The organism is Myxococcus qinghaiensis, assembly GCF_024198215.1.
Taxonomy (GTDB): domain Bacteria; phylum Myxococcota; class Myxococcia; order Myxococcales; family Myxococcaceae; genus Myxococcus; species Myxococcus qinghaiensis.
Map to the genome: position 1 here is coordinate 184,345 of NZ_JAKCFA010000020.1, position 25,866 is coordinate 210,210.

General features: G+C 69.8%; 22 protein-coding genes. 15 read left to right on the forward strand and 7 right to left on the reverse strand.

Going from position 1 to position 25,866, the window contains the following annotated elements:
* Window positions 1-14 precede the first annotated feature (14 nt).
* The 6 genes from LZ199_RS32740 to LZ199_RS32765 form a co-directional block, all read right to left on the reverse strand.
* Window positions 15-1,886 (reverse strand): protein kinase domain-containing protein, encoded by a 1,872-nt coding sequence (locus tag LZ199_RS32740; protein WP_253997672.1) that lies wholly within the window; start codon window positions 1,884-1,886, stop codon window positions 15-17.
* A 26-nt stretch (window positions 1,887-1,912) separates the two neighbouring features.
* Entirely contained in the window at window positions 1,913-2,254 is a 342-nt protein-coding gene (locus LZ199_RS32745; RefSeq protein ID WP_253997673.1) for a DUF971 domain-containing protein, read from the reverse strand.
* A gap of 70 nt (window positions 2,255-2,324) precedes the next feature.
* Window positions 2,325-4,031, reverse strand: a complete 1,707-nt coding sequence (locus LZ199_RS32750; RefSeq protein WP_253997674.1) for an HD domain-containing phosphohydrolase — start codon at window positions 4,029-4,031, stop codon at window positions 2,325-2,327.
* Between the two features lie 19 nt (window positions 4,032-4,050).
* Window positions 4,051-4,956: a peptidoglycan-binding protein LysM gene (locus LZ199_RS32755; RefSeq protein WP_253997675.1), complete on the reverse strand. Its 906-nt coding sequence runs from the start codon at window positions 4,954-4,956 to the stop codon at window positions 4,051-4,053.
* Window positions 4,953-5,402, reverse strand: coding sequence for a FecR family protein (locus LZ199_RS32760; protein ID WP_253997713.1), 450 nt, complete (start codon window positions 5,400-5,402; stop codon window positions 4,953-4,955). The genes LZ199_RS32755 and LZ199_RS32760 overlap by 4 nt, the downstream gene beginning before the upstream one ends.
* 61 nt (window positions 5,403-5,463) lie before the next feature.
* Window positions 5,464-6,267 (reverse strand): carbon-nitrogen hydrolase family protein, encoded by an 804-nt coding sequence (locus tag LZ199_RS32765; RefSeq protein WP_253997676.1) that lies wholly within the window; start codon window positions 6,265-6,267, stop codon window positions 5,464-5,466.
* Window positions 6,268-6,475: 208 nt separating this feature from the next.
* Here LZ199_RS32765 and LZ199_RS32770 point away from each other — a divergent pair, with 208 nt between their 5' ends.
* From LZ199_RS32770 to purB, 15 genes are all read left to right on the forward strand, one after another.
* Window positions 6,476-6,961: a ribosome maturation factor RimP gene (locus LZ199_RS32770; RefSeq protein ID WP_253997677.1), complete on the forward strand. Its 486-nt coding sequence runs from the start codon at window positions 6,476-6,478 to the stop codon at window positions 6,959-6,961.
* Window positions 6,962-7,021: 60 nt separating this feature from the next.
* Window positions 7,022-8,722: a transcription termination factor NusA gene (gene nusA, locus LZ199_RS32775; protein WP_253997678.1), complete on the forward strand. Its 1,701-nt coding sequence runs from the start codon at window positions 7,022-7,024 to the stop codon at window positions 8,720-8,722.
* 94 nt (window positions 8,723-8,816) lie between these two features.
* On the forward strand, window positions 8,817-9,035 hold the full coding sequence (locus LZ199_RS32780; protein ID WP_253997679.1) for a YlxR family protein: 219 nt from the start codon (window positions 8,817-8,819) through the stop codon (window positions 9,033-9,035).
* A gap of 137 nt (window positions 9,036-9,172) precedes the next feature.
* Window positions 9,173-12,361 (forward strand): translation initiation factor IF-2, encoded by a 3,189-nt coding sequence (gene infB, locus LZ199_RS32785; protein WP_253997680.1) that lies wholly within the window; start codon window positions 9,173-9,175, stop codon window positions 12,359-12,361.
* Window positions 12,362-12,469: 108 nt separating this feature from the next.
* Window positions 12,470-13,084 carry a DUF503 domain-containing protein gene (locus LZ199_RS32790; RefSeq protein WP_253997681.1) on the forward strand — a complete coding sequence of 205 codons (615 nt, stop codon included), beginning with the start codon at window positions 12,470-12,472 and terminating at the stop codon, window positions 13,082-13,084.
* Window positions 13,081-13,440, forward strand: coding sequence for a 30S ribosome-binding factor RbfA (rbfA, locus tag LZ199_RS32795; protein ID WP_141644243.1), 360 nt, complete (start codon window positions 13,081-13,083; stop codon window positions 13,438-13,440). Before LZ199_RS32790 ends, rbfA begins: the two co-directional genes overlap by 4 nt.
* A 32-nt stretch (window positions 13,441-13,472) precedes the next feature.
* Window positions 13,473-14,348, forward strand: coding sequence for a tRNA pseudouridine(55) synthase TruB (gene truB / locus LZ199_RS32800; protein ID WP_253997682.1), 876 nt, complete (start codon window positions 13,473-13,475; stop codon window positions 14,346-14,348).
* Between the two features lie 209 nt (window positions 14,349-14,557).
* Window positions 14,558-14,827 carry a 30S ribosomal protein S15 gene (gene rpsO / locus LZ199_RS32805; RefSeq protein WP_141644273.1) on the forward strand — a complete coding sequence of 90 codons (270 nt, stop codon included), beginning with the start codon at window positions 14,558-14,560 and terminating at the stop codon, window positions 14,825-14,827.
* Window positions 14,828-15,202: 375 nt separating this feature from the next.
* Complete coding sequence (gene pnp, locus LZ199_RS32810) at window positions 15,203-17,371, forward strand: polyribonucleotide nucleotidyltransferase (protein WP_253997683.1); 2,169 nt, start codon at window positions 15,203-15,205, stop codon at window positions 17,369-17,371.
* A gap of 162 nt (window positions 17,372-17,533) precedes the next feature.
* Window positions 17,534-18,343, forward strand: a complete 810-nt coding sequence (locus tag LZ199_RS32815) for a hypothetical protein (protein WP_253997684.1) — start codon at window positions 17,534-17,536, stop codon at window positions 18,341-18,343.
* Window positions 18,344-18,351: 8 nt separating this feature from the next.
* On the forward strand, window positions 18,352-19,362 hold the full coding sequence (locus tag LZ199_RS32820; protein ID WP_253997685.1) for a M23 family metallopeptidase: 1,011 nt from the start codon (window positions 18,352-18,354) through the stop codon (window positions 19,360-19,362).
* 144 nt (window positions 19,363-19,506) lie between these two features.
* Entirely contained in the window at window positions 19,507-19,962 is a 456-nt protein-coding gene (gene dut / locus LZ199_RS32825; RefSeq protein ID WP_253997714.1) for a dUTP diphosphatase, read from the forward strand.
* A 114-nt stretch (window positions 19,963-20,076) separates the two neighbouring features.
* Complete coding sequence (locus LZ199_RS32830; RefSeq protein ID WP_253997686.1) at window positions 20,077-22,596, forward strand: protein kinase domain-containing protein; 2,520 nt, start codon at window positions 20,077-20,079, stop codon at window positions 22,594-22,596.
* Window positions 22,593-23,540: an ABC transporter substrate-binding protein gene (locus LZ199_RS32835; RefSeq protein WP_253997687.1), complete on the forward strand. Its 948-nt coding sequence runs from the start codon at window positions 22,593-22,595 to the stop codon at window positions 23,538-23,540. Before LZ199_RS32830 ends, LZ199_RS32835 begins: the two co-directional genes overlap by 4 nt.
* The gene (purB, locus tag LZ199_RS32840) at window positions 23,537-24,850 is read left to right on the forward strand and encodes an adenylosuccinate lyase (protein ID WP_253997688.1); all 1,314 of its coding nucleotides are present in this window, start codon (window positions 23,537-23,539) and stop codon (window positions 24,848-24,850) included. The genes LZ199_RS32835 and purB overlap by 4 nt, the downstream gene beginning before the upstream one ends.
* Before the next feature lie 27 nt (window positions 24,851-24,877).
* Here the strand turns inward: purB and LZ199_RS32845 are convergent, their stop codons facing one another.
* Window positions 24,878-25,837 carry a phosphoribosylaminoimidazolesuccinocarboxamide synthase gene (locus LZ199_RS32845; protein ID WP_253997689.1) on the reverse strand — a complete coding sequence of 320 codons (960 nt, stop codon included), beginning with the start codon at window positions 25,835-25,837 and terminating at the stop codon, window positions 24,878-24,880.
* Between the last annotated feature and the right edge of the window lie 29 nt (window positions 25,838-25,866).

Sequence of the window (25,866 nt, forward strand, 5' to 3'; positions counted from 1 at the left end):
CGCCGCGTCCGCGCTCAGCGCTGGAGCTTCACGTCGAGCTGCGCGGCCTCGGCCCCAGGGAAGGTGCCCTTCCACGTGCGGTAGCCCTTGAGGCGCACCTGCACGGAGACAGGGCCTGCCGGATACAGGTTGTCGAGCGCCAGCGGCGTCGTCCCCACGGGCTTGTCATCCACGAGCACCGTCGCGCCCGACGGCTCGCTCATGAGCATGAGCACGGGCGCGGCCATGGGCCGGTTCACGCTGGCCATGAGTCGCCCGGAGACCTGGTTGCGCTGAGGCCAGAGCCACACGCTGCCGCCCACCGCCGCCACGACACCCAGGAGCGCGATGATGCGTCGGCCCCAGCGCCTGGGAGCAGCCGAGGCGGGAATCGCGTCGAAGGTGCTCTCGGGACGCGGAGCGCGCTCCTCCAGCTCCAGGGCCTCGGGGCCCGCGCGAGACACGCTCGGCGCCGAGGGCCTGCGCGCCGTGCCTTCGATGCTGTCGGCGATGGACTGGGTGGCTGAAGCCGCCTCCATCGGTGGGGGACGACGCGCGGCGACAGCGGGGGCTCGGGAGGGCGCACCGCCCTGTGGACCCGGTGGCGTCGCACCAAAGGCCTTCGTCTTCGGTGCGTGGGGCGCCCCAGAAGACGTCGAGGCGCCGTTCCCGACGGGTGCGCCCTGGAACGAAGTGTCGTCCTCGAAAGAAGGGAACGCACCGGCCGCGAGGAACGGAGACGCATTCTCGTCCGACGCCGCGAAGGCCCCCGGGGCGGGAGGCGCGAGCCGCGCGGCACAGACGGAGCAGGGCGCGCGAGGAGCGGACAGTGGCGAGCCGCAGCGGACACAGCGGTGGATGAGCCGTCCACTCGAGCTCATCTCGATGCCCGCCAGCTCCGAGGGCTCATCCATGGCCGGAGAGAAGGAGGCCGCCGCCGAAGTGGGTGCCGGCGTGCCGCGCCCTTCCGACGTCGGGCCGCCCGCCGTCTCGCCCTGTTCCTTCAGCGTGGGCGGCAGGGGGAGCGTCGTCAGGAACGCGGTGAGGGCATGCGCGCTCGCGGGTTCTCCCGACCGGGCGAGCCACCGCGCGAGCACTTCAGCCACGGCTTCCGGAGAAGCGAAGCGTGCCTCGGGCGCACGGGCCAGCATGCGTTGCACCACGGCGGCGAGGGGCGCGGGCACCTCTGGCGGCAGCGGCGGGACATCCCGCGAGACGATGGCCACGGCGAGAGAGCCCGGCTGCATCGTGGACGCGAAGGGGTGCGCTCCGGTGAGCAGCTCGTGGAAGACGATGCCCAGGGAGAACTGGTCGCTCAGCGCGGTGGCGGGCGCGCCCTGGAGGACCTCGGGGGCGCTGTAGGCTTCCTTGCCCTTGAAGAGCCCCGGCGCGGTGAAGGACGCACCGCTCAACAGCGCGATGCCGAAGTCCGTCACCTTCACCTCGCCCTCGCGGGACACGAGGATGTTGGACGGAGACACGTCCCGGTGGGCCACGAGCAGCGGACGTCCCTCATGGAGCTTGCGGTAGGCGTGGTGGAGGCCCGCGAGCGCCTGGAGCGTGATGAACGCGGCCAGATGCGCGGGAAAGCGCTGACGCTGCTTCGCGGCCAGGCGCAGCAGCACGCCCAAGTCCCAGCCGTCCACCAGCTCCATCACCAGGAAGAGGCCCGAGGGGCTCTCGCCCACGTCGAACACGGTGGCGATGTTCTGGTGCTGGAGCTGCGTGGCCAGGCGGGCCTCGGCCAGGAACATCCGCGCGATGTCGGGCTCCTGGGCCAGGTGCGGGAGGATGCGCTTGATGGCGACGGTGCGCTCGAAGCCCTCCGCGGCCCGGGCCACGCCGAGGAACAGCTCCGCCATGCCTCCGGAGGCCAGGGGCCTGACGAGCCGATAGCGTTCGTTCACGGCGGGCTCTCCGGGGGCAGCCGCTCTCAGGCGGTGGGGGACTGGGTGATGTCGCGCAGCAGCTTCCAGGGGTAGATGCCGGTGGTGTGGCCGTCGCTGAACGCGAAGGTCAGCGCGTAGTTGCCCACCGGGTGGAGCTGCTTGACGCGCAGGTCCGCGGGCACCTTCGTCTGGTCCAGCGTGCGCTGATTCGTCCACTCGTCCACGCAGCCGGCGCAGGGGCACTGCTGGCGGAGCGCCTGGGCGGAGGCGCCCGTCTTCGCGCCGTCATCCCACGTCAGCTCCAGGTGGGAGCCGTCGGCGGACAGGCGGGCGTCCGTCGCGGTGGCGGAGGGAGTCGAGGGCTTGATGCGGTCCCAGAAGCTCAACGTCGTACCTTTCGAAAGCTCAACAACGATGCGCCCTCCCTAGCATCCTTCCGGGCGGGGAGCGCGCGCCTCACGAGGCCAGCTTGACGGGCAGCCGGTGGCCTTCCAGTCGCACGCCCTTCTTGGCAATCACCCGCCGCAAGGCCGCCACCACCTGCGGGTCCAGCTGCGCGCCGGTGAGGTTGTCGAGAATCTCCATCGCCTTCTCCAGGGGCATGGCCTTCTGGTACGGGCGCGTGGAGGTGCAGGCATCGAACGTGTCGGCGCATCCGACGATGCGGGCCAGCAGGGGGATGCCCTCGCCCTGGAGCTTGTCGGGATAGCCCGTGCCGTCCCACCGCTCGTGGTGATGGCGCACGCACGCGCGCACCGCGCCCAGGAAGCTCACCGGGCCGATGATGGCGTCGCCGATGGCCGGGTGCTCGCGCATGATGGCCATCTCCTGGTCCGTCAGCTTCGTCTGCTTGCAGAGGATGGACTCGACGATGCCAATCTTGCCGATGTCGTGGAGGATGCCGCCGTACTGGAGCTGGCGCAGCTCGCGCTCGGTGAGGTTCAGCTCCCGGCCAATCTCCACCGACAAATCACCCACCCGCTGGCTGTGGCCGCGCGTGTACGCGTCCTTGGAGTCGATGGAGTTGGCCAGCGCGACGATGGTCTCCAGATAGCCCTTCTCCAGGCTCTCGTAGAGGCCGCGGTTCTCCATGTCGTACGCGAGCAGCTGCTTGCTCATGTAGTTGAACGTCTGGGCCAGCTCGCCCACCTCGTTCTTCTGCGGAATCTTCACCTCCACGCCGAACTTCCCGCGCGCCAGCTCCAGGGCGCCGTCGGTGAAGACCTTGAGGGGGCGGGTGAGGTTGCGCGAGAAGAGGGCCGCCAGCACCAGCGCGACGAGGATGGCCGCGCCCAGGCCCAGGAGGATGCGGCGCTCCATCGCCTCCACCTGCCGATAGGCGTGCTCCACCGGCTGCTCGGAGACGATGGCCCAGCCCGTCTCGGGCAGCACCGTGTACGCGGCCACCACCGCGTCGCGGCCCTCGCCGAAGTTGCCGACATGGAACAGCTCCGCGTCCGGAGTGCTGGCCAGCTGCCGCAGCAGGTGCGCCACCGGGCTGCGCTGGGAGACGTCCCCGCCCAGCGCCGCCACGCCCCCTCCGCCGACGACGAGGTGCCCGAGGTTGTCGGACAGGTACACGAAGCCGGTGCTGCCCACGCGCTCCTGCTCCAGCATCTTCCGCAAGCCCGCGAGCGACAGGTCCGCGGCGATGAAGCCCTTCACGGGCTCGCCCACCGGAAAGGCCAGCGTCAGCACCGGCCCATTGCTTCCCGTGGCCACCACGTCGGAGTAACGCGGGCGCTCCATGCCGCCGTCGAGCAGCGACCGGCCGCGCTCCTCGTGCGCGGCGAGCGCGGTGGGCGGCACGTCGTGACGAGAGAAGGCCTGGAGTCCGGGGAGGCGCTTTCCATCCGGACCGAAGACGGTGATGGCCAGCACCTCGCGGCGCTGCGAGAGCACCGACGCCAGATGCGTCTGCTGCGCCTGCAGGGGCAGTCCGAAGAAGTTGGGCACGCGGGCCAGGCCCATGACGGCCTCGGTGGGCTCGCCCAGGAAGATTTCGGCCTTGAGCCGAAGCTGCTTCACCCGCTCCTGCGCCAGCTCCTGCGCGTCGCGCACCAGCAGCTCGCGCGTGTGGAAGACGGACAGCCACCCCACCATCAGGGTGGGGACGATGCTGACGACGAGCATCAACAGGAGGATGGCTTTGAACAGACGCACAGGGCGGCTCCTCCAGGGCCTACTGCCACGGGCCCGTCTTGACGTTGATGGGGAGGTCCGCGGGGACGAGCTCGAACCGGCGGACGGCTGACGGCTCGGAGCGACCCGCCGCGCCCACCGCTCGCACCGTCCACGCGTAGCGTCCTGCGGGCAGCAGGGGCAGCCTCAGCTCGGGCGCAGTGGTCGTCTGCGTGACGATGGCCGCGCCTCCCGACTCCCGGGTGACCTCGACTTCATAACGCTCCACGCCGGACACCGCCGCCCAGGTCAACTTCACCGGCCCCAGTCGGTCCTTCTTGTCCTTGTCCGCGCGTCGCTTCAGCACCGCGCCTTGTTCGGGCTGCTCGGGCTGGGGCACCGCGAGGGGCGGGGTGGGCGCGACGGGAGGCTGGCCCTTCTCCACGAGGACGGTTTCGCCGGAGGCAACGGGCCGCGTGACACCCTCGGCCTCCACGCGCACCGGCGGCCCTCGGGTGACGCTGACGGTGGTGGTGCCCGCGTCCGGCTCCACGTGCACGCTGAAGGCGGAAGGGTGGGGGGCGCGTCCGGTGGAGACCAGCGTCCCCGCCGCGTTGGCCGCCTCGGATGCCTGCGCATAGCGCGCGGCGCGGAAGGAGACCTCGGCCTCGCTCAGCCGTGCCTCGGCTTCCCGGAGGGCTCCCTCGCCCTTCGCCTGGGCGACGAGGGTGCGCGCCGTCTCGAGTGCCTTGAGCGCCAGGGCTCGCTCCTGGCCCGGCAGCCTCAGACGCGTGCCCGGGGCGACGGCGTCCGAGGCCAGGCCGTTGAGCGCGCGCAATTCGGCGGTGGCGCTCGCGTCACCGAGGACGCGCTCCGCGACTTCCCGCAGGGACTCCTGGGGGCCCACCACCGTGGTGTCCGGGGGCGCGGCGCTCAGCCACGCGAGCAGGAACAGGGTCGTCCTCATTGGAAGACAATCTCCCTTCCCGCCTGGATGGTGGCCGCGGGCGTGTTCACGGAAAGCGACTGCGTGGAGGGCTGCTCCAGCTCCGCGTCGATGCGACCGCGAAGCACCGTCAGGTCCGTACGAGGACGGCCGGGCCTCGGGCGCGTTTCAGCGATGCCGATGAGCGAGTCGCCGCCCAGGTGCACCGTGCTCCCGTTGCCACTGAAGACCAGGTCCGCGCCCGCGCCCGCCTCGGTGCGGACCTTGTCGTTCTCGAACAGGGGGACGTCATCACTGGCGATGCTCCACTCGTCGGCGGTGGCGCGCTTGATTTGGACGTTCCCCTTCAGCCCACGCAGGTGCGCACGGGGCACGGGTGCTGGAGTGTTGGACGTCGTGGGCACGGCGGGCGCGTCCTCGGCGGTGCAGCCGAGCGGCGAAGCAGGGAGCGCGAGCGCGAGCAGCATGGGGAGCCAACGTCGACCATTCACGAGAAGGGGTCCGTCCGGAAAATCAGGTTCCCCCAGGCTAATCCAATCGGCGGTGTTGAAGGCAGGGCAGGTCGCGACGGATGCGAGACTGGAGCTCCGGGTCCACCGGCGCGACGGCCAGGCCCTCGCCCTCCGACGCCCTCGCCGTCACCAGCCCCCACGGGTCCACCACCATGGCGTGGCCATACGTCTGCCGCTGGACCGAGTGCCGGCCACCCTGGGCGGGCGCCAGCACGTACGCCTGGTTCTCAATCGCGCGCGCCCGCAGCAGCACCTCCCAGTGGTCCTTGCCGGTCATCAGCGTGAAGGCCGCGGGCACCGCCAGCAGCGTCGCCCCGTCCTTGGACAGCCGACGGTACAGCTCCGGAAATCTCAAGTCGTAGCAGACCGAGAGCCCCAGCCGACCCACCTCCGTGTCCGCCGCGACGATTTCCGTCCCCGGCGCCACCGCGGCGGATTCCTGGTAGGTCGCACCATCCCCCACCTCCACGTCGAACAGGTGCATCTTCCGGTAGACGGCCCGCCGCTCGCCGTCCGGGCCGAACAGGACGCTGGTGTTGTAGAGCCGACCGCCGGGGGCTCCGGTCTCCAGGACACTGCCGGCCAGCAGCGTCACCTTCCGCTCGCGCGCCAGCTCCGCCATCCGGGACAGGGTGGGGCCCTCCAGGCCCTCCGCCGCGCCCTGGCGCTCGGGCTCCGGTCCCATCCATGAGAAGTTCTCTGGCAATCCCACCAGGCGCGCACCCAGGTCGCAGGCGCGCCGGACGAGCCGGGTGGCGACTTCCACGTTGAAGGCCTTGTCCGCGGTGGACACCATCTGGGCGGCGGCGATGAGGTGCATGGGCCCGTTATAACGCCCGTCCGGCGCTCGGAACCCCTGGGAATTCCTTGCCCTGTTGGGCAGGTTTCACGTGACCCGAGAGGGAGCGTCCTTCCTTTACACCCCGCTGGGGCGTGTGTTACGGACGCGCCGACATTTTTCGATGTGCACCTCGAAAAGTGGGCCGCTGTGCCCGCTTTTCGCGTTTTTGGAGTCTGGTTTCCCGGTTATGTCGGAGAAGAACCTCAAGCAGACGGTGGAGGAACGGGCCATTTCGGTGCTCGAACCCCTCGTTGCGGGCGAGGGCCTGGAGCTCGTGGACCTGGAGTTCGTCCGGGAACGCGAGGGCTGGGTGTTGCGACTCTTCATCGACAAGCCAGGGGGACGGGTGGGACTGGACGAGTGCAGTCAGGTGTCCCGCGCGGTGGACCCGGTGCTGGACGTGGAGGACTTCATCCCCCACGAGTACAGCCTGGAGGTCTCCAGCCCTGGGGTGGACCGGCCGTTGAGGAAGCCGGACCACTTCGAGCGCGTCCAGGGGCAGAAGGTGAAGGTGAAGACGTTCGGGCCGGTGGGCGAGCCGCCGCGCAAGAGCTTCACTGGCACGCTGACCGGGGTGGCGGGCGACAGCATCTCGGTGGAGGTGGAAGGCGCCGGAACCTTCCGCATCCTCTTCAAGGACATCGCCAAGGCGAACCTGGAGTTCGAGTTCTAGACGTCGACATACAGGGCACCCTGCCGCGCGGGGGGCCCGTGGCCCATTCAGGAGAAGACCATGCCTACGCAGCAAGCCAACCCGAGCGTCAACCTCAACCTCGTCCTGGACCAGGTCGCCAAGGACAAGGGCATCGACCGGGCTGTGCTGATTGCCACCCTTGAGGACGCGATGAAGACCGCGGCCAAGAAGCACTTTGGCCAGGACCGCAACCTCGAGGCCAAGTACGACGCGGACAAAGGCGTGGTGGAGCTGTTCCAGGCCATCGTCGTGGTCGAGGAGATCACCGACCCGGTTCAGGCGGTCAATCAGATCATCCTGGCGGAGGCCCACAAGAAGGGCATGGAAGTGGAGCCCGGCGACGAGCTCGTCTTCCAGATCTTCTACCGGGACGAGGACGCCAACGAGGCCAAGGCCCAGGACGACCAGTACGGCGACATCCTCCGGCTGAAGACCTTCCGCCGCGGCTTCGGCCGCATCGCCGCGCAGACGGCCAAGCAGGTCATCCTGCAGCGCACGCGGGACGCGGAGCGCGAGAACGTCTTCAACGAGTACAAGGACCGCAAGAACGAGATCGTCACCGGCATCGCCCGCCGGTTCGAGCGCGGCAACATCATCGTGGACCTGGGCCGCGCGGAGGCCGTGCTGCCGGTGCGCGAGCAGGTCCCCCGTGAGACCTACCGCCCCGGCGACCGCGTCCAGGCCTACGTGCTGGACGTGCTGCGCGAGTCCAAGGGCCCGCAGATCGTCCTCAGCCGCGCCTCCGTGAACCTGCTCACCAAGCTGTTCGAGATGGAGGTGCCCGAAATCGCCGAGGGCATCGTCGTCATCGAGGCCGCCGCGCGCGAGCCGGGCGGGCGCGCGAAGATCGCCGTCTCCAGCCGGGACTCGGACGTGGACCCGGTGGGCGCGTGCGTGGGCATGAAGGGCAGCCGCGTGCAGGCGGTGGTGCAGGAGCTGCGCGGAGAGAAGATCGACATCGTCCCGTACGACGAGGACCCGGCCCGCTTCGTGTGCTCGGCGCTGGCGCCCGCGGAGGTCAGCCGCGTCATCATCGACGAGTCCAACCACGCCATGGAGCTCATCGTCCCGGACGACCAGCTCAGCCTGGCCATCGGCCGGCGCGGCCAGAACGTGCGCCTGGCGGCCCAGCTGACGGGCTGGAAGCTGGACATCAACAGCGAGAGCCGCGTGCGCGAGATGCGCGAGTTCGCCAGCAAGTCGCTGGGCTCGCTGCCGGGCGTCAACGAGATGCTGGTGGAGACGCTCTACGCCCACGGCTTCCGGCAGGCTCGGGACGTGGCCGAGGCCAACGCGGAGATGCTGGCGCAGATCCCCGGCGTGGACCCCGCCCGCGTCCCCTCCATGCAGGAGGCGGCCCGGACGCGCATGGGTGAAGACCAGGCGGAACTGTCCCGCATGGATTATGAAAGGGAGCAGGCCCGGCTGGCCGAGGCTCGCCGCCACCCCGACGAGCTGTCCCAGGCCGAGCGCATGGCCCGCGTGCGCGGCGTTGGCGAGAAGACCATCGAACAGCTCATGGCGTCCGGCTACCGCACGGTGGAGGACATCGCCAACGAGAAGGACCTGGCGAAGCTGGGCGACGTTCCGGGTGTGGGCATCAAGAAGGCGCGCCAGCTCAAGAGCGCGGCGGAGAACTACCTCGTGGAGGAGGCCAAGCTGCGCACGGAGCTCAACGCCGAGCGCGGTATCACGACGGCGACCCTGGAAGGTGGCGCGGAAGCCACCAAGTCACCGTAAGCTAGCCAGAAGCTAGGAAGAGGAGCGGGATGTGGGGCGCCCACCGGGTCGCTCGGTACCAGCGGAGCAGAGCGCGCGGTCAGGCCCGGTCCGGATGTGCGTCGGATGCGGGTCCAAGCGACCGCAGGCGGAGCTCACCCGATTCGTGATAGGGGCTGGGAGTGCCATCGTGGTGGACAGGAAGCGGCTGCTGCCAGGACGGGGCGCCTACCTGTGCGGTGTCGGTTGTATGACGGCAGCGCTGAAGCGGAAGGCGTTTGGTCGGGCCTTTCGCGGGAAGGCGGGGTTGGTAGACCCGTCGCAGCTCGGGTAGGCATAGGAGCCTGCGCCATGAGGGCGGAGGGGTGTTGGGGGGGAGTGGGTGTTAAGGACCACTCGCACACATTTTCGGGTTTGAGCTAGGGTGCTGCGCCCCGGAGTCGCCGGGTGTGGCAGGCCAACAAGGGCAATATGTCGAAGAAGCGCGTCCACGAAATCGCCAAGGAGCTCAAGGGCCACGGCATTGAGCTCGACAACAAGGAGGTCGTAAACGAGCTGTCCGCGCTCGGTTACGACGTCAAGAGCCATTCGTCGTCCCTCGATGACGACCAGGCGACCGCCGCCGTCCAGAAGATCCTGGACAAGCGCAAGCCGAAGCAGGCAGCGCCTCCCGTGACGGCGAAGGGGTTCGTGGTGCGCCGCAAGGTCGGCCCGCCCGCGGGCTCCGCCGAAGCGGGCATGGAGTCGCAGTCCGCGGACTCCAATGACCCCTACGATTCCGGACCCGTCGAGTCCGCTCATCACCCCACCCTGGAGGCCTCCCCGCCTCCAGAGGAGACGCCCCGCGCCGTGGAGCCCCCGCCCGTCTCTGTCGAGACGGCTCCGGCCCCCACCGTGGAGGCATCTCCCGCCGTCACCGCCGCGCCCGCGGCTCCGACGGCTCCCCCGGTGACCGAGCAGCAGCCCGCTCAGGTCGCCACGCCTGCTGTCGCCACGGAGGCCCCCAAGGCCCCGGTCGAGGCGCCTCGCGCCGCCGCCGCTCCCCCAGCTGCCGCCGCGCAGCCACGTTCCCCTTCTCAGGAGAGTACCCACTTGCCCCAACCCCCTCCGCGCTCGCCGGTTCCGCCGACTGTCCGGACGTCTTCTCCCCCGTCTTCGTCCGCGACCGTCGTGTCTCGGGGCCCCGCGCCGGGCTACGGGCAGCGGAGCGGTCCTTCGGGCGGTGGTCGTCCCGGTGGCCCGGGTGGTCCGGGTGGACGTCCTGGTGGTCCGGGCGGTCCGGGTGGGCGTCCGGGTGGTCCGGGCGGTCCCGGTGGTGGTCGTCCCGGTGGTCCGGGCGGCCCGGGTGGGCGTCCGGGTGGTCCGGGCGGTCGTCCCAGCTATCCGTCGTACCAGAGCCAGAGCACGCGTCCCGGCCAGGGGCCTGTGCGTCCCAGCTCCGCTCCTGGTGCGCAGGGCGCGCCCGGTGGTGCTCCCGCGCCGACGGGTCCCACCATCATGGTGGGCGGCGTTCCTCACGCCCAGGTGTCTCCGACGGGCGGTCAGGCGCGTCCCACGGCCACGCAGGCCGTCGTCATCTCGCGCCCGCTCATCCAGGTGCGTCGGGTCACCCCCACGGCCGGCCAGGCGAAGCAGTACCCCATGGCGCCGGGCCGCTTGGGCATCCCCGAGCGCCGTGAGTACAAGGTGGTTCCGGACCACCTGGGCCGGGGCCGCGAGCTGGTGGACGTCTCCAAGAACAAGGAGCGGGGCCAGCGCAAGCGCACCACGGGCGATACGACCAGCGTGTCCAAGCAGGAACTGACGGACATGGTCTGGGGCCGCGTCACCATCCCCATCCGTGGCAAGAAGAAGAAGCCCACGAAGAAGGGCGCCAAGACGCAGATCACCCAGATGGCCGAGGAGAAGAAGGTCATCAAGCTGCAGGAGGGCATCTCGGTGTCCGACCTGGGCCAGCGCATGGGTATCCGCAGCGCGGAGCTCATCAAGAAGCTGATGGCCCAGGGGAAGATGGCCACGGCCAACCAGCTGGTGGACGCCGACACGGCGGAGACCATCGCCAGCGACTACGGCTGGAAGATCGAGCGCGTGGGCTTCGAGGTGGAGGACTACCTGCCCGAGGTGGAGGCCCGTCCCGAGGACGAGCGTTCGCGTCCGCCGGTCGTCACCATCATGGGCCACGTCGACCACGGCAAGACGAGCTTGCTGGACGCCATCCGCAGCGCCAACGTGGCGTCGGGCGAGGCGGGCGGCATCACCCAGCACATCGGCGCGTACAGCATCACCACCGCGCGGGGCGACGTCACCTTCCTGGATACCCCGGGCCATGAGGCCTTCACGTCCATGCGCGCCCGCGGCGCCAATGTGACGGACATCGTGGTGCTGGTGGTGGCCGCCGACGACGGCGTGATGCCGCAGACGGTGGAGGCCATCAAGCACGCGAAGGCGGCGGAGGTCCCCATCGTCGTCGCCATCAACAAGATGGACGTGCCCGGCGCCAACCCGGACCGCGTGAAGAAGGACCTGTCCGCCCACGAGCTCGTCCCGGAAGAGTGGGGCGGCGACACCATCATGGTGCCCGTGTCGGCCAAGACGAAGCAGAACCTGGACCTGCTGCTGGAGAACCTGGCGCTGCAGGCCGAGGTCCTGGAGCTCACGTCCAACCCGAACCGCCCGTCGGTCGGTGCCATCATCGAGGCCAAGCTGGACCGCGGCCGTGGCCCGGTCGCCACGGTGCTGGTGCAGGAAGGCACGCTCAAGCTGGGCGACGCCGTCGTCACCGGCTCGCACTACGGCCGCATCCGCGCGATGAACAACAGCCGCGGCGAGATGGTGAAGGAAGTCAAGCCGGGCTACTGCGCGGAGGTCATCGGCCTGTCCGGTGTTCCCACCGCGGGCGACGCCATCAACGTGGTGGCGGACGAGAAGGCGGCCAAGCAGATCGCCGAGCACCGCAACATGAAGGAGCGGCAGACCGAGCTCGGCAAGGTCAGCCGTGAGTCCCTGGAGCAGCTGTTCGCCAAGACGAAGGCGGGCGGCGGTCCCAAGGAGCTGCGCGTCGTCATCAAGGCGGACGTGCAGGGCTCGGCCGAGGCCGTCAAGCAGGCCGTCCAGAAGCTCTCCACCCACAAGGTCAAGGTGGAGGTCGTCCACTCCGGTGTGGGCGCCATCACCGAGGGCGACGTGATGCGGGCGGCCGCCTCCAAGGGCGTGGTGCTCGGCTTCAACGTCCACCCGGAGTCGGGTGCGGAGGCCGCGGCCAAGGCGCAGGAAGTCAACCTGCAGAGCTACACCATCATCTACGAGCTCATCGACGGGGTGCGCTTGGAGATGGAGGGCCTGCTGGAGCCCATCCGCACGGAGAAGAAGCTGGGCCGCGCGGAGGTCCGCAGCACCTTCAACGTTCCTCGCCTGGGCACCATCGCCGGCGCGGCGGTGTTGGATGGTGTGATGAAGCGAGGCGCCATCGTTCGCCTCATCCGCGAGAACAAGCAGCTGTTCGCCGGGAAGATGGCGTCGCTGCGGCGCTTCAAGGACGACGTCAAGGAGGTCGCTCAGGGCTTCGAGTGCGGTATCGGCATCGAGAACTTCAACGACCTCAAGGCCGGCGACATCATCGAGGCCTACGAGATCGAAGAGACCCGGCAGAGCCTCACCTAGTCTTCCGCCGAGTGTCCTCTCGCCCCCGGGAAGGCCCCACCTTCCCGGGGAGGTTTCGCCCTGGGGGCCTCGCGCAGTCGCCAGGTCCCCCGGGGTCGGGGGATTGGCATGTTCGTAGGTGTCGCACGTCTCACCCTCCAGATTCCGGACAGCGGCTCGCTGAAGTCCAAGCGGCAGGTGTTGCGCCGGGTGACGGACCGGGTGAAGGCTCGCTTCAACGTGGCCGTGGCCGAGGTGGACGACCAGGACCTCTGGCAGAAGGCCTCGCTCGCCCTCTCGGTGGTGGGAAATGACCGCCGCCACGTGGACGAGCAGCTGGAGAAGGTCATCCACTTCATCGAGGAGATGTACGTCGCCCCGCTGATGGCTCGGGAGACGGAGATCTTCGCCTTTGGAGATCAGCTCTTCGCCGCCGGCGGTACGGCGGGTGCCGGGGCCCGGCAGTCCGCCCTGGACGACGAAGACGAAGATGCAGCACCGCTGTCGCCGGAAGCGGCGGCGGCCCAGTCGGAAGCGGCCATTGCTCGCTTCCTGCGGGGCGAGCGGGCCTCCCTGGCGGAGGCGGAGGGGTTGGGCGAGTGGGAGCGCCGTCATGACGGCGACAACGACGGCGACCCCGGTACGGGCCGCCCGTCACCGTCGGGCGGTGGACGGATGACGCTGGACGAGGCGCGGGTTCGAGCCCGCTCCCTGCGCAACCCGCGAGACTGGGAGAAGAAATGACGACGCATTCCCGACCCGAGCGAGTGGGGCAGGAAATCCAGGTGGCCATCGGCGACCTGCTGACCCGGGGTGAGCTGAGAGACCCCCGCATCGGCTACATCACGATTACCGGGGTGAAGGTCTCCCCGGACCTGCGTGTGGCCCGTGTCTTCTATTCGATGATTGGCACGGCCGAGGAGCGCTCGGACACGCAGAAGGGGCTGGAGGCGGCCAAGGGCTTCGTGCGTCGCCACGTGACGTCGGCCGTCAACCTGCGCGTGTCGCCGGAGATCTTCTTCTCGTTCGACGAATCCGTGGGCGAGGGGGACAAGATTGACCGTCTGCTTCGCGAGGTCCGGAGCAAGGAAGGCTGGTAGTTCCAGCCCCGGGCCCACAATATTGGCGTGACATGGACGGCGTCCTCGTCATCGATAAGCCCTCTGGCCCCACGTCCTTCGACGTGGTGCGACAGGTGCGCTCGCTGCTGAAAATCAAGAAGGTGGGCCATACGGGGACGTTGGACCCCATGGCCACCGGAGTGCTGCCCCTGTGTCTGGGAGAGGCCACCAAGGTGGCCGGCTTCATCACCGAGGGCGACAAGGCCTACGACGCCACGGTGCGCCTGGGCGCGGAGACGGACACCCAGGACGCGCAGGGGCAGGTGACGGCGCGCGGGGAGGTGCCCGCGCTGACGCCCGCGCTCCTGGAGGCCGCGCTGGCGCGCTTCCGGGGCAGCTTCGACCAGGTGCCGCCCATGTATTCGGCGGTGAAGGTGGCCGGGAAGCGACTGTACGAGCTGGCCCGCGCCGGCGAGGAGGTCGAGCGCGCCGCCCGGCACGTGACGGTGTACGAGCTGGTGCTGCGGGACTTCTCCGCGGACCGCCTCCACCTGTCCGTGCGCTGCTCCAAGGGCTTCTTCGTGCGCACCCTGGCCTTTGATTTGGGACGGGTGCTGGGCTGCGGGGCCCACCTGGAGGCGCTGCGGCGCACTGCCAGCGGGCCCTTCCCCCTGGCTCGGGCGCTGCCGCTGGCGGACGTGCCGGCCCTGTTGAAGGACGGGACGCTGGCCTCGCGGCTGGTGCCCATCGCCGAGGCCCTGGTGGACCTGCCCGAGGTGCGGGTAGGGGCGGACGACGCCAAACGCGTGTCCCACGGCGTGCCGGTGGAGGTGGCTCCCTCCTTGCTGCGTCCGGGCCGGTTGCGGGTGACGGGTCCCGACGGCGCGCTCCTGGCGGTGGCGGAGGGCGTGGGCGGACGGCTGCGCTACCTGCGAGTGCTCGTCTAGGCCCGGCTGCTTTCCGGCTGTGCGTCTTCGCACGCTCTACCTCCCGTGGGGCGTACGGGCAGGCGTCCAAGGTTGACCCTGGGTAGGGTGAAGCTTATAAGCCCCCCGCTCGTTAGAAGTGGAGCATGAGACCCGGTCTGTACCCCTCCGCGGACCTGGGCGACTCAAGTGGCATCACTCCGGAGCGGGGTACGAAAGACGAGAATCACATGTCGCTGCATCAGGAGCGCAAGTCGGAGTTGGTGACGAAGTTCAGGACCCACGAGACGGACACCGGGTCCCCTGAAGTGCAGGTCGCGCTGCTGTCCGAGCGCATCAACCAGCTCACCGAGCACTTCAAGACGCACAAGAAGGACCACCACTCCCGCCGCGGTCTGCTGAAGCTGGTCGGTCAGCGTCGCCGGCTTCTGGACTACCTGAAGTCGAAGGACGTCACCCGCTACAAGAAGCTCATCGAGAGCCTCGGCATCCGCAAGTAGGCATCTCGGCAGGACCCGGGGCGCTGGTTCAACCAGCGCCCCGCGCGTTTCAGACGTCGAAGTGGCAGCAGAGAAGCAGTTGAGAAGCGGTGGGTGGTGGCGGGCGAGGGAGTGGTGCCGACGGAGGTTTTGGTTTCCGTTCGGACCGGCTGACAGGGTGTCGGCCGGTGCGATCAGGGATCAAAAGTTCCGAGACATCCCTCCGGCGCTCCGCAAGCGCCCTTCCGCAGTACAGGCTGGCGGTTGCCTGTCATGTGCCTGTTTCGGGCCTTGGCGACCGCTCATACACCCCGAGGGCCCTCCCGGGGTGCCAGGTCCCTTGCGGGCCAGGTGCGTGCGGTGGGGTCCTCGCCCGAAGAATACCGAGGCAAGGACATGCTGAAGAAGAGCGTCAAGATTGGCGAGAGCGAGCTGAGCATCGAAGTGGGTCGTCTGGCCAAGCAGGCGGATGGCTCCGTGGTGGTGCGCTACGGCGACACCATGCTGCTCGTGACGGCGGTGAGCGCGCGGGAGAAGAAGGACATCGACTTCCTGCCGCTGACGGTGGAGTACCAGGAGAAGCTGTACTCGGCGGGCCGCATCCCCGGCAGCTACTTCAAGCGCGAGGGCCGGCTGACGGAGAAGGAGACGCTGGCCTCCCGCGTGGTGGACCGCTCCCTGCGTCCGCTGTTCCCGGAAGGCTACGCGTACGAGACGCAGGTCATCGCCAGCGTCATCTCCGCGGACCCGGACAACGAGGGCGACGTGCACGGCATCACCGGCGCCTCCGCGGCGCTGTGGGTGTCGGACATCCCGTTCGACGGCCCCCTCGCCGGCATCCGCGTGGGCCGCGTGGGCGGTCAGCTGGTGGCCAACCCCACCGCGAAGCAGCGTGAGCAGAGCGACCTGGACCTGGTCATGGCGGTCAGCCGCAAGGCCATCGTCATGGTGGAAGGTGGCGCGGAGGAGGTGTCCGAGGCGGACATGGTCGCCGCGCTGGACTTCGGCTTCCAGGCGGCCCAGCCCGCGTTGGACCTGCAGGACGAGCTGCGCCGCGAGCTGAACAAGCAGGTCCGCTCGTTCGACAAGCCGGCCTCCGTGGACGAGGGCCTGCGCGCCAAGGTGCGGGAGCTGGCGATGAACGGCATCAAGGCCGGCTACGCCATCAAGGAGAAGGGCGCCCGCTACGAGTCGCTCTCCAAGACGAAGAAGGAGACCATCGCGAAGCTCAAGGAGCAGCTCGCGGAGGCCTACTCCCCGCTGGTGGAGAAGCACGCCAAGCAGGTGGTGGAAGACCTCAAGTACGAGCACATGCGCGAGATGACCGTCAACGGCGGCCGCATCGGCGACCGCGGTCACGACGTGGTCCGCTCGATTACGTGCGAAGTGGGCGTGCTCCCGCGCACCCACGGCAGCGCCGTGTTCACCCGTGGCGAGACGCAGGCGCTCGTGGTCGCCACGCTGGGCACCAGCGATGACGAGCAGCGGCTGGAGATGCTGGGAGGCATGTCCTTCAAGCGCTTCATGCTGCACTACAACTTCCCCCCGTTCAGCGTGAACGAGACGAAGCCGCTGCGCGGCCCGGGCCGTCGTGAAATCGGCCACGGCGCGCTGGCGGAGCGCGCGCTGCGCAACATGGTGCCCAAGAGCGAGTCCTTCCCGTACACGGTTCGCCTCGTGTCGGACATCCTCGAGTCCAACGGCTCCTCGTCCATGGCCTCCGTGTGCGGTGGCACGCTGGCGCTGATGGACGCGGGCGTCCCCATCACCTCGCCGGTGGCCGGCATCGCCATGGGCCTGGTGAAGGAGGGCGACAAGATCGCCATCCTGTCGGACATCCTCGGTGACGAGGACCACCTGGGCGACATGGACTTCAAGGTGTGCGGTACCAGCAAGGGCATCACCTCCATCCAGATGGACATCAAGATCACCGGCCTCACCACGGAGATCATGAGCCGCGCGCTGGAGCAGGCGCGTCAGGGCCGCATCCACATCCTGGGCGAGATGCTCAAGACGCTGGCGCAGCCCCGCAAGGAGATCAGCCAGTACGCGCCCCGCATCACCACCATCCAGATTCGTCCCGAGTTCATCAAGAACGTCATCGGGCCGGGCGGCAAGGTCATCAAGGACATCATCGCTCGCACGGGCGCGGCGATTAACATCGAGGACTCCGGCCGGGTGGACATCGCCAGCGCGAACGGCGAGGCCGTGAAGGCCGCCATCGCGATGATTCAGGCGCTGACCCGCGAGGCGGAAATCGGGAAGATCTACACGGGCACCGTGCGGAAGATCGCCGAGTTCGGCGCCTTCGTGGAGCTGTTCCCGGGCACCGACGGCCTCATCCACATCTCCGAGCTGTCCGACAAGCGCGTCAAGAGCGTCTCCGACGTGCTGAGGGAGGGCGACGAGGTGCTGGTGAAGGTGGTCAGCATCGACAAGACGGGCAAGATTCGCCTGTCGCGCAAGGAGGCGATGGCGGAGCGCGCGGCGACCCAGCAGGGCGCCGCTGACGCTGTCGCCGCGCAGGCGTCCCCCGAGGCCACCCAGCCCGACGCGAAGGCCTGATGAAGCCTCGCTCCCGGGCCTCCTCTCGAGGCCCGGGGTAGCGCCAACGCCCCCTTCCGCCACCGCGCGGCAGGGGGCGTTTTCGTTTTGGCGGGCGCTGGCTTAGACCTGGGGCTGGGGGCCGTGCGTTGGAGGTGCGAGCCCCGCCATCCGGAGGCCCCGTTGCCGCCCCGTCCGCCGCCCGCCACGCCACAGCCTTCCACCAGCTTCCTCACTGACGTCTCGCGCCTGCTTGGCTCCTTCCGGTGGGCCTTCATGCCCCTGGGGCTGCTGGCCCTGGTGGCGGTGGGCGTGCACGCGGCGGCGGACACGCTGGACGACAGGCTGGTGGCGCTGGTGGACCGCGCGGACGCGGCCTTCGATGGCCTGGTGGGGCGCTACGACGTGACGGCGCCCATGGTGGAGTGGGTGTCGCTGGAGCTGCGCACGCGCATCGCTCGAATCCTGGCGCTGACGTGGGAGCTGGCCGCGGACCTGGTGCTGGCGCTGCCGGCCCTGGGCTACCGCGAGGCGACCACAGCCGCCGTGAAGCCCGCGGAGGCGTGGCGCGCGGCGCTGGAAGGCCCGAAGGAGAAGCCCTCGTGGCGCGCGCTGTGGCGACGCTGCCTGCGCCAGCCCACGCCCATGCGCTGGCTGCGGCCCCTGGCGACCGCGGCCGTGGTGGTGGCCGGCGCGTGCACGGTGGCGAAGCTGATGCAGGGCACGGTGTACCTGTCCTGGCGCGAGCTGATGGGGGACCAGATCTCCGACTGGGTCGCCAGGGGCATGGCCCTGGGCGCGCTGGTGGGCGTGCTGGCCACGCTCGGGTGGCGCGCGGTGCTGCGCAACCTCCAGCACGCGGACGCGGCCTGTGCTCAAGCGCGCGGCGGCAGACAGGCCTTCACCCGGGGCCTCCTGGGCTGCGCGGTGGTGGTGCCCCTGGCACTGGCCGCCGTGCTGGACGCCACTCCACTGCTTTCCTTCCTGCGCTGAGGACCGCCATGTTCGCGAGCCGAGCCAGGGGGCTGCTGGACTTCTGCATGGCGGTGCTGTGCGTGTGGACGGCGTACCACCACACGCCCGCGGGCGCGCTGGTGCGCAAGGCCTCCGCCTGGGCCTTCTCCTCGAAGAGCACCGCGCGCCCCCTGCTGGCGTACTACGACGGCATGACGGGCACCTCGCTCGCCGCGCCCATGCTGGCGCCCGAGGTGTCCCTGGTGCGTCCGCTGACGGATGCGGAGTCGCTGGCCTGGGGCACGCACCTCGCCTTGAAGGGCCTGGATGCGCGCGCGCGGGAGCCCTCCGCGGCGCTGGCTCAGGAGCTGGGGATTCCCATGGACCGGCTGTTGGATTCGGTGGAGGGGCCCGTCGCCGCGCGCAGGCTCCACGCCGCGCTGGAGGAAGACTTCCCCCGGGAGGAGGCGCGACTCACGGCCCTCTTCGTCGGCCGCGTCCCCGCGCGCTACGCCCAGGAGCGCGTGGTGGCCGAGGGCGGCGAGCCGACGCTGGAGTCGCTGAATCGGCAGCTTCCTCCGGGCTTCGAGACGGCCTCGGTGGGAGCGGCGCAGGCGCTGGCGTTGTCCACCGCCTTCGGGCTCGCGTGGCCCGTGTCGGAGAGCGCTCGCGTGTCGAGCCCGTTCGGTGAGCGGCACCACCCGGTGCTGGGGACGCGGCGGATGCACACGGGCGTGGACCTGAGCGTGCCCACGGGGACGGCGGTGTCGGCGGTGGCGGAGGGCGTGGTGCGGCGCGCGAGCGAGGACGCGGTGAATGGCCGCGTCCTGGTGCTGGACCATGGCCGGGGCGTGACGACGGCGTACTGCCACAACTCGGAGCTGCTGGTGCGGGTGGGGGAGCGGGTGACGCGCGGGCAGCTCATCGCCCGCTCCGGCAACACCGGGCGCTCCACGGGTCCTCATCTCCATTATCAGCTGGAGCTGGCCTCCCGGCCCATGGACCCGCTCAAGTTCCGCGCCTCCGTTCGCGCCGTGTCCCACGACAACGCACCCTGAGCATCGGGCTCCCGCCGCCGAGCCCCGAGGTTGGCGCGCGTCCTAGCGCCTCTCGGCTTCCTTGGGCTGTCGTCGCTTTCGCGGACAACCCGTGACGTTGGCGCGGGAACTGGAGACGGGGCAGGGGTGTGGTACATCCGCGCCATGGCCTCGTCCCTCACCGTGCAGGTGCGCCGTGTGCGTGCCCATCCGGAGCCCTTGCCGCTTCCCCGCTACGAGACGGAGCTCGCCGCGGGGCTGGATTTGAGAGCCGATATCGACGGCGAGCAGGTGCTCGCGCCTCTGGCGAGGCTGGCGGTGCCCACGGGGCTCGCGCTGGGGCTGCCCCCGGGGTACGAGGGGCAGGTGCGGCCTCGCTCGGGGCTGGCGCTGCGCCACGGAATCACCCTGCTCAACTCCCCTGGGACGGTGGATGCGGACTACCGGGGGGAGGTGCAGGTCATCCTCGTCAACCTCTCCAGCGAGCCCTTCACGCTGCGTCGGGGCGACCGGGTGGCGCAGCTGGTGGTGGCGCCGGTGACGTCCGCCAGGCTGGAAGAAGTCGACGTCCTCGACGTCACGTCGCGGGGTGGGAACGGCTTCGGTTCCACCGGCCGGTAGCCAAGGAAGCCGACGGCATCGTTCCTTGATGACAGGGGAGCGTGCAGAATATGAGGCCGGACCGCATCCCCCGCTCGCGGTCCGCCTTCGACCGGCCCCAGGAGTCCGACTGCTTTGCTCTGCTACCGCTGCGGCAGCCACGTCCCCGAGACGACCGACACCTGTCCCACCTGCGGGATGAAGTACGACGCGGCCGCGCGACAATCGGCCGGTGTCGTCCGCAAGCGTGGCCTGGAAGGCGCCCCCTACAAGGCGGGGGACGTCGTCGCCGGTCGCTACGCCATCCAAGAGGTGGTGGGCTCCGGCCCCATGGGCTTCGTCTTCCGCGCCCAGGACGAGGAGATCGACGTCGAGGTCGCCCTCAAGACGGTGCACCCACGCCTCGTCCAGCAGCCCGAGGAGCGCACCCAGTTCTCGTTCTCCATGCGGGTGGGCAAGAAGCTCAACCACCCCAACCTGCTGCGCGTCTACGAAGAAGGGCTCGACGGTGAGCGGCCCTTCTTCACCATGCAGCTGCTGGAGGGCATGACGCTGCGGCGGATGATGGAGCAGCGCGCCTCGCGCGGGCAGCTCTTCTCGCTCAAGGACGTGGAGCCGCTGCTGGCGCAGATGGCGGCGGCGCTGGACGCGGCCCATCGCTTCGGTCCGCACTCCGACCTCAAGCCGGAGAACGTCATCGTCCTGCCGGACCTGCTGAAGGTGACGGACTACGGGCTCGGGCTCGCCGTGCCGCAGCTCCCCTTCGTCCAGGCGCAGAAGAGCCACCGCGCGGATGTCTACGTCGCTCCCGAGTATGTCGCGGGCGGTGAGCTGGACACGCGCATGGACGTGTACTCGCTGGGCGTGGTGATGGGGGAGATGCTCACGGGACTGGTGCCATCCGAAGGCGTCGTGCCCGGCCTCACGTCGCTGCACCCGGACCTGCCCACGTCCTTCGAGGCGCTCTACCGGCGCGCGCTCAACATCAACCCGCTGGCCCGGCCGAAGACCGCGGGCGAACTGCACGCGGAGTTCGCCAGCATCCTCGCGCGTGCGCCCGCGGCGGTCGCCACGCACGTGCGCGCGGTGCCTCCGCCCGTGGGCTCGGCGCAGGCGGCCGCGGTGCGGATGTCCGCGCGTCCACCGCCTCCGGTGCCCACGGACATGATGCCCGTGCCCACCGGCATCGTGACGTCGCCGAAGCCTTCCTCGCACGTCGAGGAGGAGCCGCCTCCGCCCGACGCGACGCAGCCGCTCGACGCGGCGACGCTGGCCGCCATCATCGGCGCGAACCCTGGCTCGTCCCAGCACCTCACGGAGCAGGCGCTGCCGTTCATCACCGCGTCCGCCGCGCGGGCCGCCATGGATGCTCCGCAAGGCGGACGCTCCGCTTCCGAGTCATCCTCGGCGGGACGGGCCGCCTCCGAGTCGTCCCAGGGGGGACGCTCCGCCAGGGGCTCCGCCGAGCCCGCTCATGGTGGGCGCCTGCCTCCCGAGCCTGTCGCCGCCCGGGGTGGTGCGCCCGCGCCGCGTCCCTCGGGTCCGGCGCCCGCCGCCCAGCCGCGTTCGTCCAAGGCCAAGGGGCCAGACTCAGCGGGGCAGGAGCCGGGTCCTTCTGATTCAGGGGCGCGGTCCGCGCGCACGCTGGAGTCCTCGCCCGCGGTCTCCGGGGCTCGTCCCCTGGGGCGCACGCTGGATGCGGCGCCCGCGGTGCCGGTGCCGGCCATCCGCACGGCGCGCACGCTGGAGTCCTCTCCGGTGCTGTCGGGCCCTCGCACGGTGGACTCGCCCATGACCTCGGCGGCGCGCTCGGCGCCGCGCATCGCTCCCACGCAGCGCTCCACGCGTCCGTCGAAGTCCTCGTCGTCGCGTCGCCGCTCGGCCTTCGTCTGGATGGTGGTGCTGACGGTGGGCGGGCTCACGCTGGGCGCCGGTGGTGGCTACCTGCTGTTGCGCCACCTGCGGTCGACCCAGCGGACCGTGCAGGTGGTTCCCCTGGGAGGGTCGTCCGCCCGCCCTGTCGTGCCGGAAGCCAATGCTCCTCCGCTCGTCGCGCTGGCGGGAGAGTGCCCGGAGGGAATGCGACTGGTGAGCGGTGGGTCTTTCCGACGTGGAAGGGCCAGGGACGACAGCGAGGCGCAGGTGGATGAGCCCGAGCACGAGAACATCCAGGTGGGCTCTTTCTGCGTGGACGAGTTCGAGTACTCGGTCTCGAGGAAGAAGGGCGGCACCCCTCGGGTGGAAGTGACCTGGGAGCAGGCGCGCGGGCTGTGTGAGGCCGCGGAGAAGCGGCTTTGCACGGCCGATGAGTGGGAGAAGGCATGCAAGGGACCGGGCAACGCGCGCTATGCCTACGGCGACGAGTACGTTCCAGGCATGTGCAACACGAAGGTCTCCATGCAGGAGACCCCTCCAGCGGTCGCTCCCTCCGGCGCTTTTCCGCAATGCGTGTCACGGGGCTACGGCGTGTCGGACCTCTCCGGAAACGTGGCGGAGTGGACGAGCACCGTCATTCCCAAGAGGGGGGCTGTGCAGAAGGGCGGCTCGTTCAACGACCCGCAGCTCGCATCAAGGTGCAGCGCGCGGGTCTTCAGCGCTCTGGAGAAGACCTCGCTCTCCGTGGGCTTCCGGTGCTGCGCGAGCGTGAAGCCATGAGCTGGCGGGCCCTCGCGCTCCTGCTCTTGCTGGTGGTGCCAGGGGTTGCAGGGGCCCAAGGCGCCGCCCGTCCGCGCGTGGTGGCGGTGAAGTCCGCCAACCTGGCGCCCTATGCCTCCGTCATCGCCGGCTTCGCCGCGGAGGCCCGCGCCGAGGTGCAGGAGATGACGCTGGACGAGAGTCCCGCCACCGCCGCGCGCATCTTCAAGAAGCTGGCGGCCCAGAAGCCCGCGCTGGTGCTGGCGCTCGGGCCGCTGGCCGCCAACGCCGCGCGCCGCTCGCTGGGCGAGGACGTGCCCGTCCTCTTCGCCATGGTGCCGTACTTCGAGAAGTACGGCCTGGAGGGGCCCAACGTCACCGGCATCTCCCTCACCAGTGACTTGGGCCCGGAGCTGGAGGCGCTGCTCGCGGTGGCGCCCAAGGCCCGGCGCGTGGGCATGGTGCATGACCCTCGCTTCTCCGCGGGCACGGTGACGCAGGCGCAGACGTCCGCCGCGTCCCGGAGCCTGTCCATCCTCCCGCTGGAGGTGGACTCGCCCGGCAAGGTGGGCAAGGTGCTGGAGGGCGCCGCCGGCCGCGTGGACGCGCTGCTGATGGTGGCGGACAAGACGGTGGGCAACGCCGCCGTGGTGCAGGAACTCATCGCCTTCGCGCAGTCGAAGCGGCTGCCCCTGGTGGCGCTCACGCCGAGCCAGGTGAAGGAGGGCGCGTCGCTGGCGCTGTCCCCCAGCCCCATGGCCATTGGCCTGCAAGCGGGCCGGCTGGCCAACCGCATCATCCACGAGAAGGTCGACCCGGGCGCGCTGGCGGTGGCGCAGCCGGAGGGGTTGGACCTGTCCATCAACCTCACCACCGCCCGGAAGTTGGGCCCGTCCTCCGAGTCCGTGCTGGAGCTGCTCCGGTTCGCGGCGCGGAAGGACTTTGCCGTGAAGGTCTACGAGTGATTCCCCGATACAGCCGACAGGAGATGTCCAACCTCTGGACCGACGTGGCCCGCTTGCGCCGGTGGCGCGACGTGGAGCTCGCCGCACTGGAGGGCATGGTGGAGGCGGGGCTGGCCCCGCGCGAGGCGCTGGAGGACTGCCTCCAGAAGGCCGGAGACTTCACGTCCGAGGATGCCGCGCGCATCGACGAAATCGAGCGCACCACCAAGCACGACGTCATCGCCTTCCTCACCTTCATGGAGGAGCGGGTGGGGCCCAGCGCGCGCTGGCTGCACCTGGGCATGACGTCCTCGGACGTGCTGGACACGTCCCTGGCGATGACGCTGCGCGACGCCGTGGACCTCATCCTCCAGGATTTGGAGCGGGTGATGGCGGCGGTGGAGAAGCGCGCCTTCGAGCACAAGCACACGCTCCAGATGGGCCGCAGCCACGGCATCCACGCGGAGCCGGTGACGTTCGGCCACAAGCTGGCCATCTGGTACGACGAGCTCCGCCGCGCGCGCACGCGCCTCCTGCACGCGCGGGAGACCATCGCCACGGGCATGATTTCCGGCGCGGTGGGCACCTTCGCGCACCTGCCTCCGGCCGTGGAAGAGCACGTCTGCAAGAAGCTGGGCCTCAAGGCCGCGCCTGCCTCCAGCCAGGTGGTGCAGCGCGACAGGCACGCGGAGTACTTCACCTCGCTGGCGCTGTTGGGCTCCAGCATCGAGAAGTTCGCCGTGGAGATCCGCCACCTGCAGCGCACCGAGGTGCGCGAGGTGGAGGAGCCCTTCACCGCCGGGCAGAAGGGCTCCAGCGCGATGCCGCACAAGCGCAACCCCATCCTGTCGGAGAACCTCACGGGCCTTGCGCGCCTCTTGCGCGGCTACGCGGTGAGCGCCATGGAGGACGTGGCGCTGTGGCATGAGCGGGACATCTCCCACTCCTCCGTGGAGCGCGTCATCGGCCCGGACGCCACCGTCCTCGCGGACTTCATGCTGGTGCGCTTCGCCCGGCTGATGGAGGACCTGCGCGTCTACCCGGAGCAGATGAAGAAGAACCTGGACCTGCTCGGGGGCGTGGTGAACTCGCAGCGGCTCTTGCTGGAGCTGGCTCGCAAGGGCATGGACCGGCAGGCCGCCTACGTCATCGTCCAGCGCAACGCGATGAAGCTCTACGAGGAGGGCGTGGACTTCCGGCAGGCGCTGCTCGCGGACGAGGACCTGCGCAAGATGATGACGCCCGAGGAGATCAACGACTGCTTCTCCCCGGGCTACCACACGCGGCACATGGACGACGTCTTCCGCCGCGTCTTCGGCCGGAGCGAGTAGCTCACGGCCGTTCCACCAGAGGGGCTGCTACTTCAGGTAGCCCTTCTGGCGCAGGTTCTGCTCGATTCGCGCGTGCACGTCTCCCGGTTCGAGAGCGAGCGTCGTCCCCGTAATCTGCTCGAAGGCCGCCACGTACTTGGTGGCCAGCTCCACACGGACGTCATCCGGGATGGGCGGGGGCGTGCCCTGGCCGGAGAAGTTCCGCTCGCGGATGAGCCACTGGCGGATGTTCTCCTTGTCCAGCATGCGCTGGTCCTCGCCCCTGGCGAAGCGGGCCTCGTACTCGTCCGCCACCCAGTAGCGGCTGGAGTCCGGGGTGTGCATCTCGTCGATGACGAAGATATCGTCGCCCACCTTGCCGAACTCGTACTTGGTATCGACGAGGATGAGGCCGCGCGTGCGCGCCCACTTCTGGCCCTCCGCGAACAGGCCGCGCGCCGCCTCCGTGATTCGCGCCCAGTCGCGTGCGCTGGCCAGGCCCCGCGCCAGGAGTTCCTTCTCCGAGATGGGCTCGTCGTGCAGCCCGTACTCCGCCTTGGTGGACGGGGTGATGATGGGCTCGGGGAAGGCCGCGTCCTTGCGCAGGCCGGCGGGGAAGGGCAGGCCGTAGGCGGTGTGCGTGCCCTTCTCGTAGTCGCGCCACAGGCTGCCCGTCAGGTAGCCGCGAATCACCACCTCCACCGTGAAGGGCTGGCAGGCGCGCGCCACGGTGACGTTGGCGTCCGGCACGTCGAGCACGTGGTTGGGGCAGATGTGCTTCGTGCGCTCGAACCAGAAGGCGGCGAGCCGGTTGAGCACCTCGCCCTTGAAGGGGATGGTGGTGAGCACGTGGTCGAACGCGGAGAGCCGGTCCGTCGTCACCAGGACGAGCGTGTCGCCGCTCCGGTACGTGTCACGGACCTTGCCGCGATAGTGCTGACCGAGCGCCGGCAGATGCGTCTGCTGGAGCGTATGGGGAAGCTGAGCGTGAAGAGCGGAGGTATTCACTGGCGCCTCGCGGCCCGCCCCTCTGGAAA

Coding starts and splice junctions, on each gene's coding strand:
- dut (WP_253997714.1), top strand. CDS start 19,507: ATGGCCTCGTCCCTCACCGTGCAGGTGCGCCGTGTGCGTGCCCATCCG.
- LZ199_RS32790 (WP_253997681.1), top strand. CDS start 12,470: ATGTTCGTAGGTGTCGCACGTCTCACCCTCCAGATTCCGGACAGCGGC.
- LZ199_RS32765 (WP_253997676.1), bottom strand. CDS start 6,267: ATGCACCTCATCGCCGCCGCCCAGATGGTGTCCACCGCGGACAAGGCC.
- LZ199_RS32820 (WP_253997685.1), top strand. CDS start 18,352: ATGTTCGCGAGCCGAGCCAGGGGGCTGCTGGACTTCTGCATGGCGGTG.
- LZ199_RS32760 (WP_253997713.1), bottom strand. CDS start 5,402: ATGCTGCTCGCGCTCGCGCTCCCTGCTTCGCCGCTCGGCTGCACCGCC.
- LZ199_RS32780 (WP_253997679.1), top strand. CDS start 8,817: ATGTGCGTCGGATGCGGGTCCAAGCGACCGCAGGCGGAGCTCACCCGA.
- infB (WP_253997680.1), top strand. CDS start 9,173: ATGTCGAAGAAGCGCGTCCACGAAATCGCCAAGGAGCTCAAGGGCCAC.
- rpsO (WP_141644273.1), top strand. CDS start 14,558: ATGTCGCTGCATCAGGAGCGCAAGTCGGAGTTGGTGACGAAGTTCAGG.
- LZ199_RS32835 (WP_253997687.1), top strand. CDS start 22,593: ATGAGCTGGCGGGCCCTCGCGCTCCTGCTCTTGCTGGTGGTGCCAGGG.
- rbfA (WP_141644243.1), top strand. CDS start 13,081: ATGACGACGCATTCCCGACCCGAGCGAGTGGGGCAGGAAATCCAGGTG.
- LZ199_RS32755 (WP_253997675.1), bottom strand. CDS start 4,956: ATGAGGACGACCCTGTTCCTGCTCGCGTGGCTGAGCGCCGCGCCCCCG.
- pnp (WP_253997683.1), top strand. CDS start 15,203: ATGCTGAAGAAGAGCGTCAAGATTGGCGAGAGCGAGCTGAGCATCGAA.
- nusA (WP_253997678.1), top strand. CDS start 7,022: ATGCCTACGCAGCAAGCCAACCCGAGCGTCAACCTCAACCTCGTCCTG.
- truB (WP_253997682.1), top strand. CDS start 13,473: ATGGACGGCGTCCTCGTCATCGATAAGCCCTCTGGCCCCACGTCCTTC.
- LZ199_RS32770 (WP_253997677.1), top strand. CDS start 6,476: ATGTCGGAGAAGAACCTCAAGCAGACGGTGGAGGAACGGGCCATTTCG.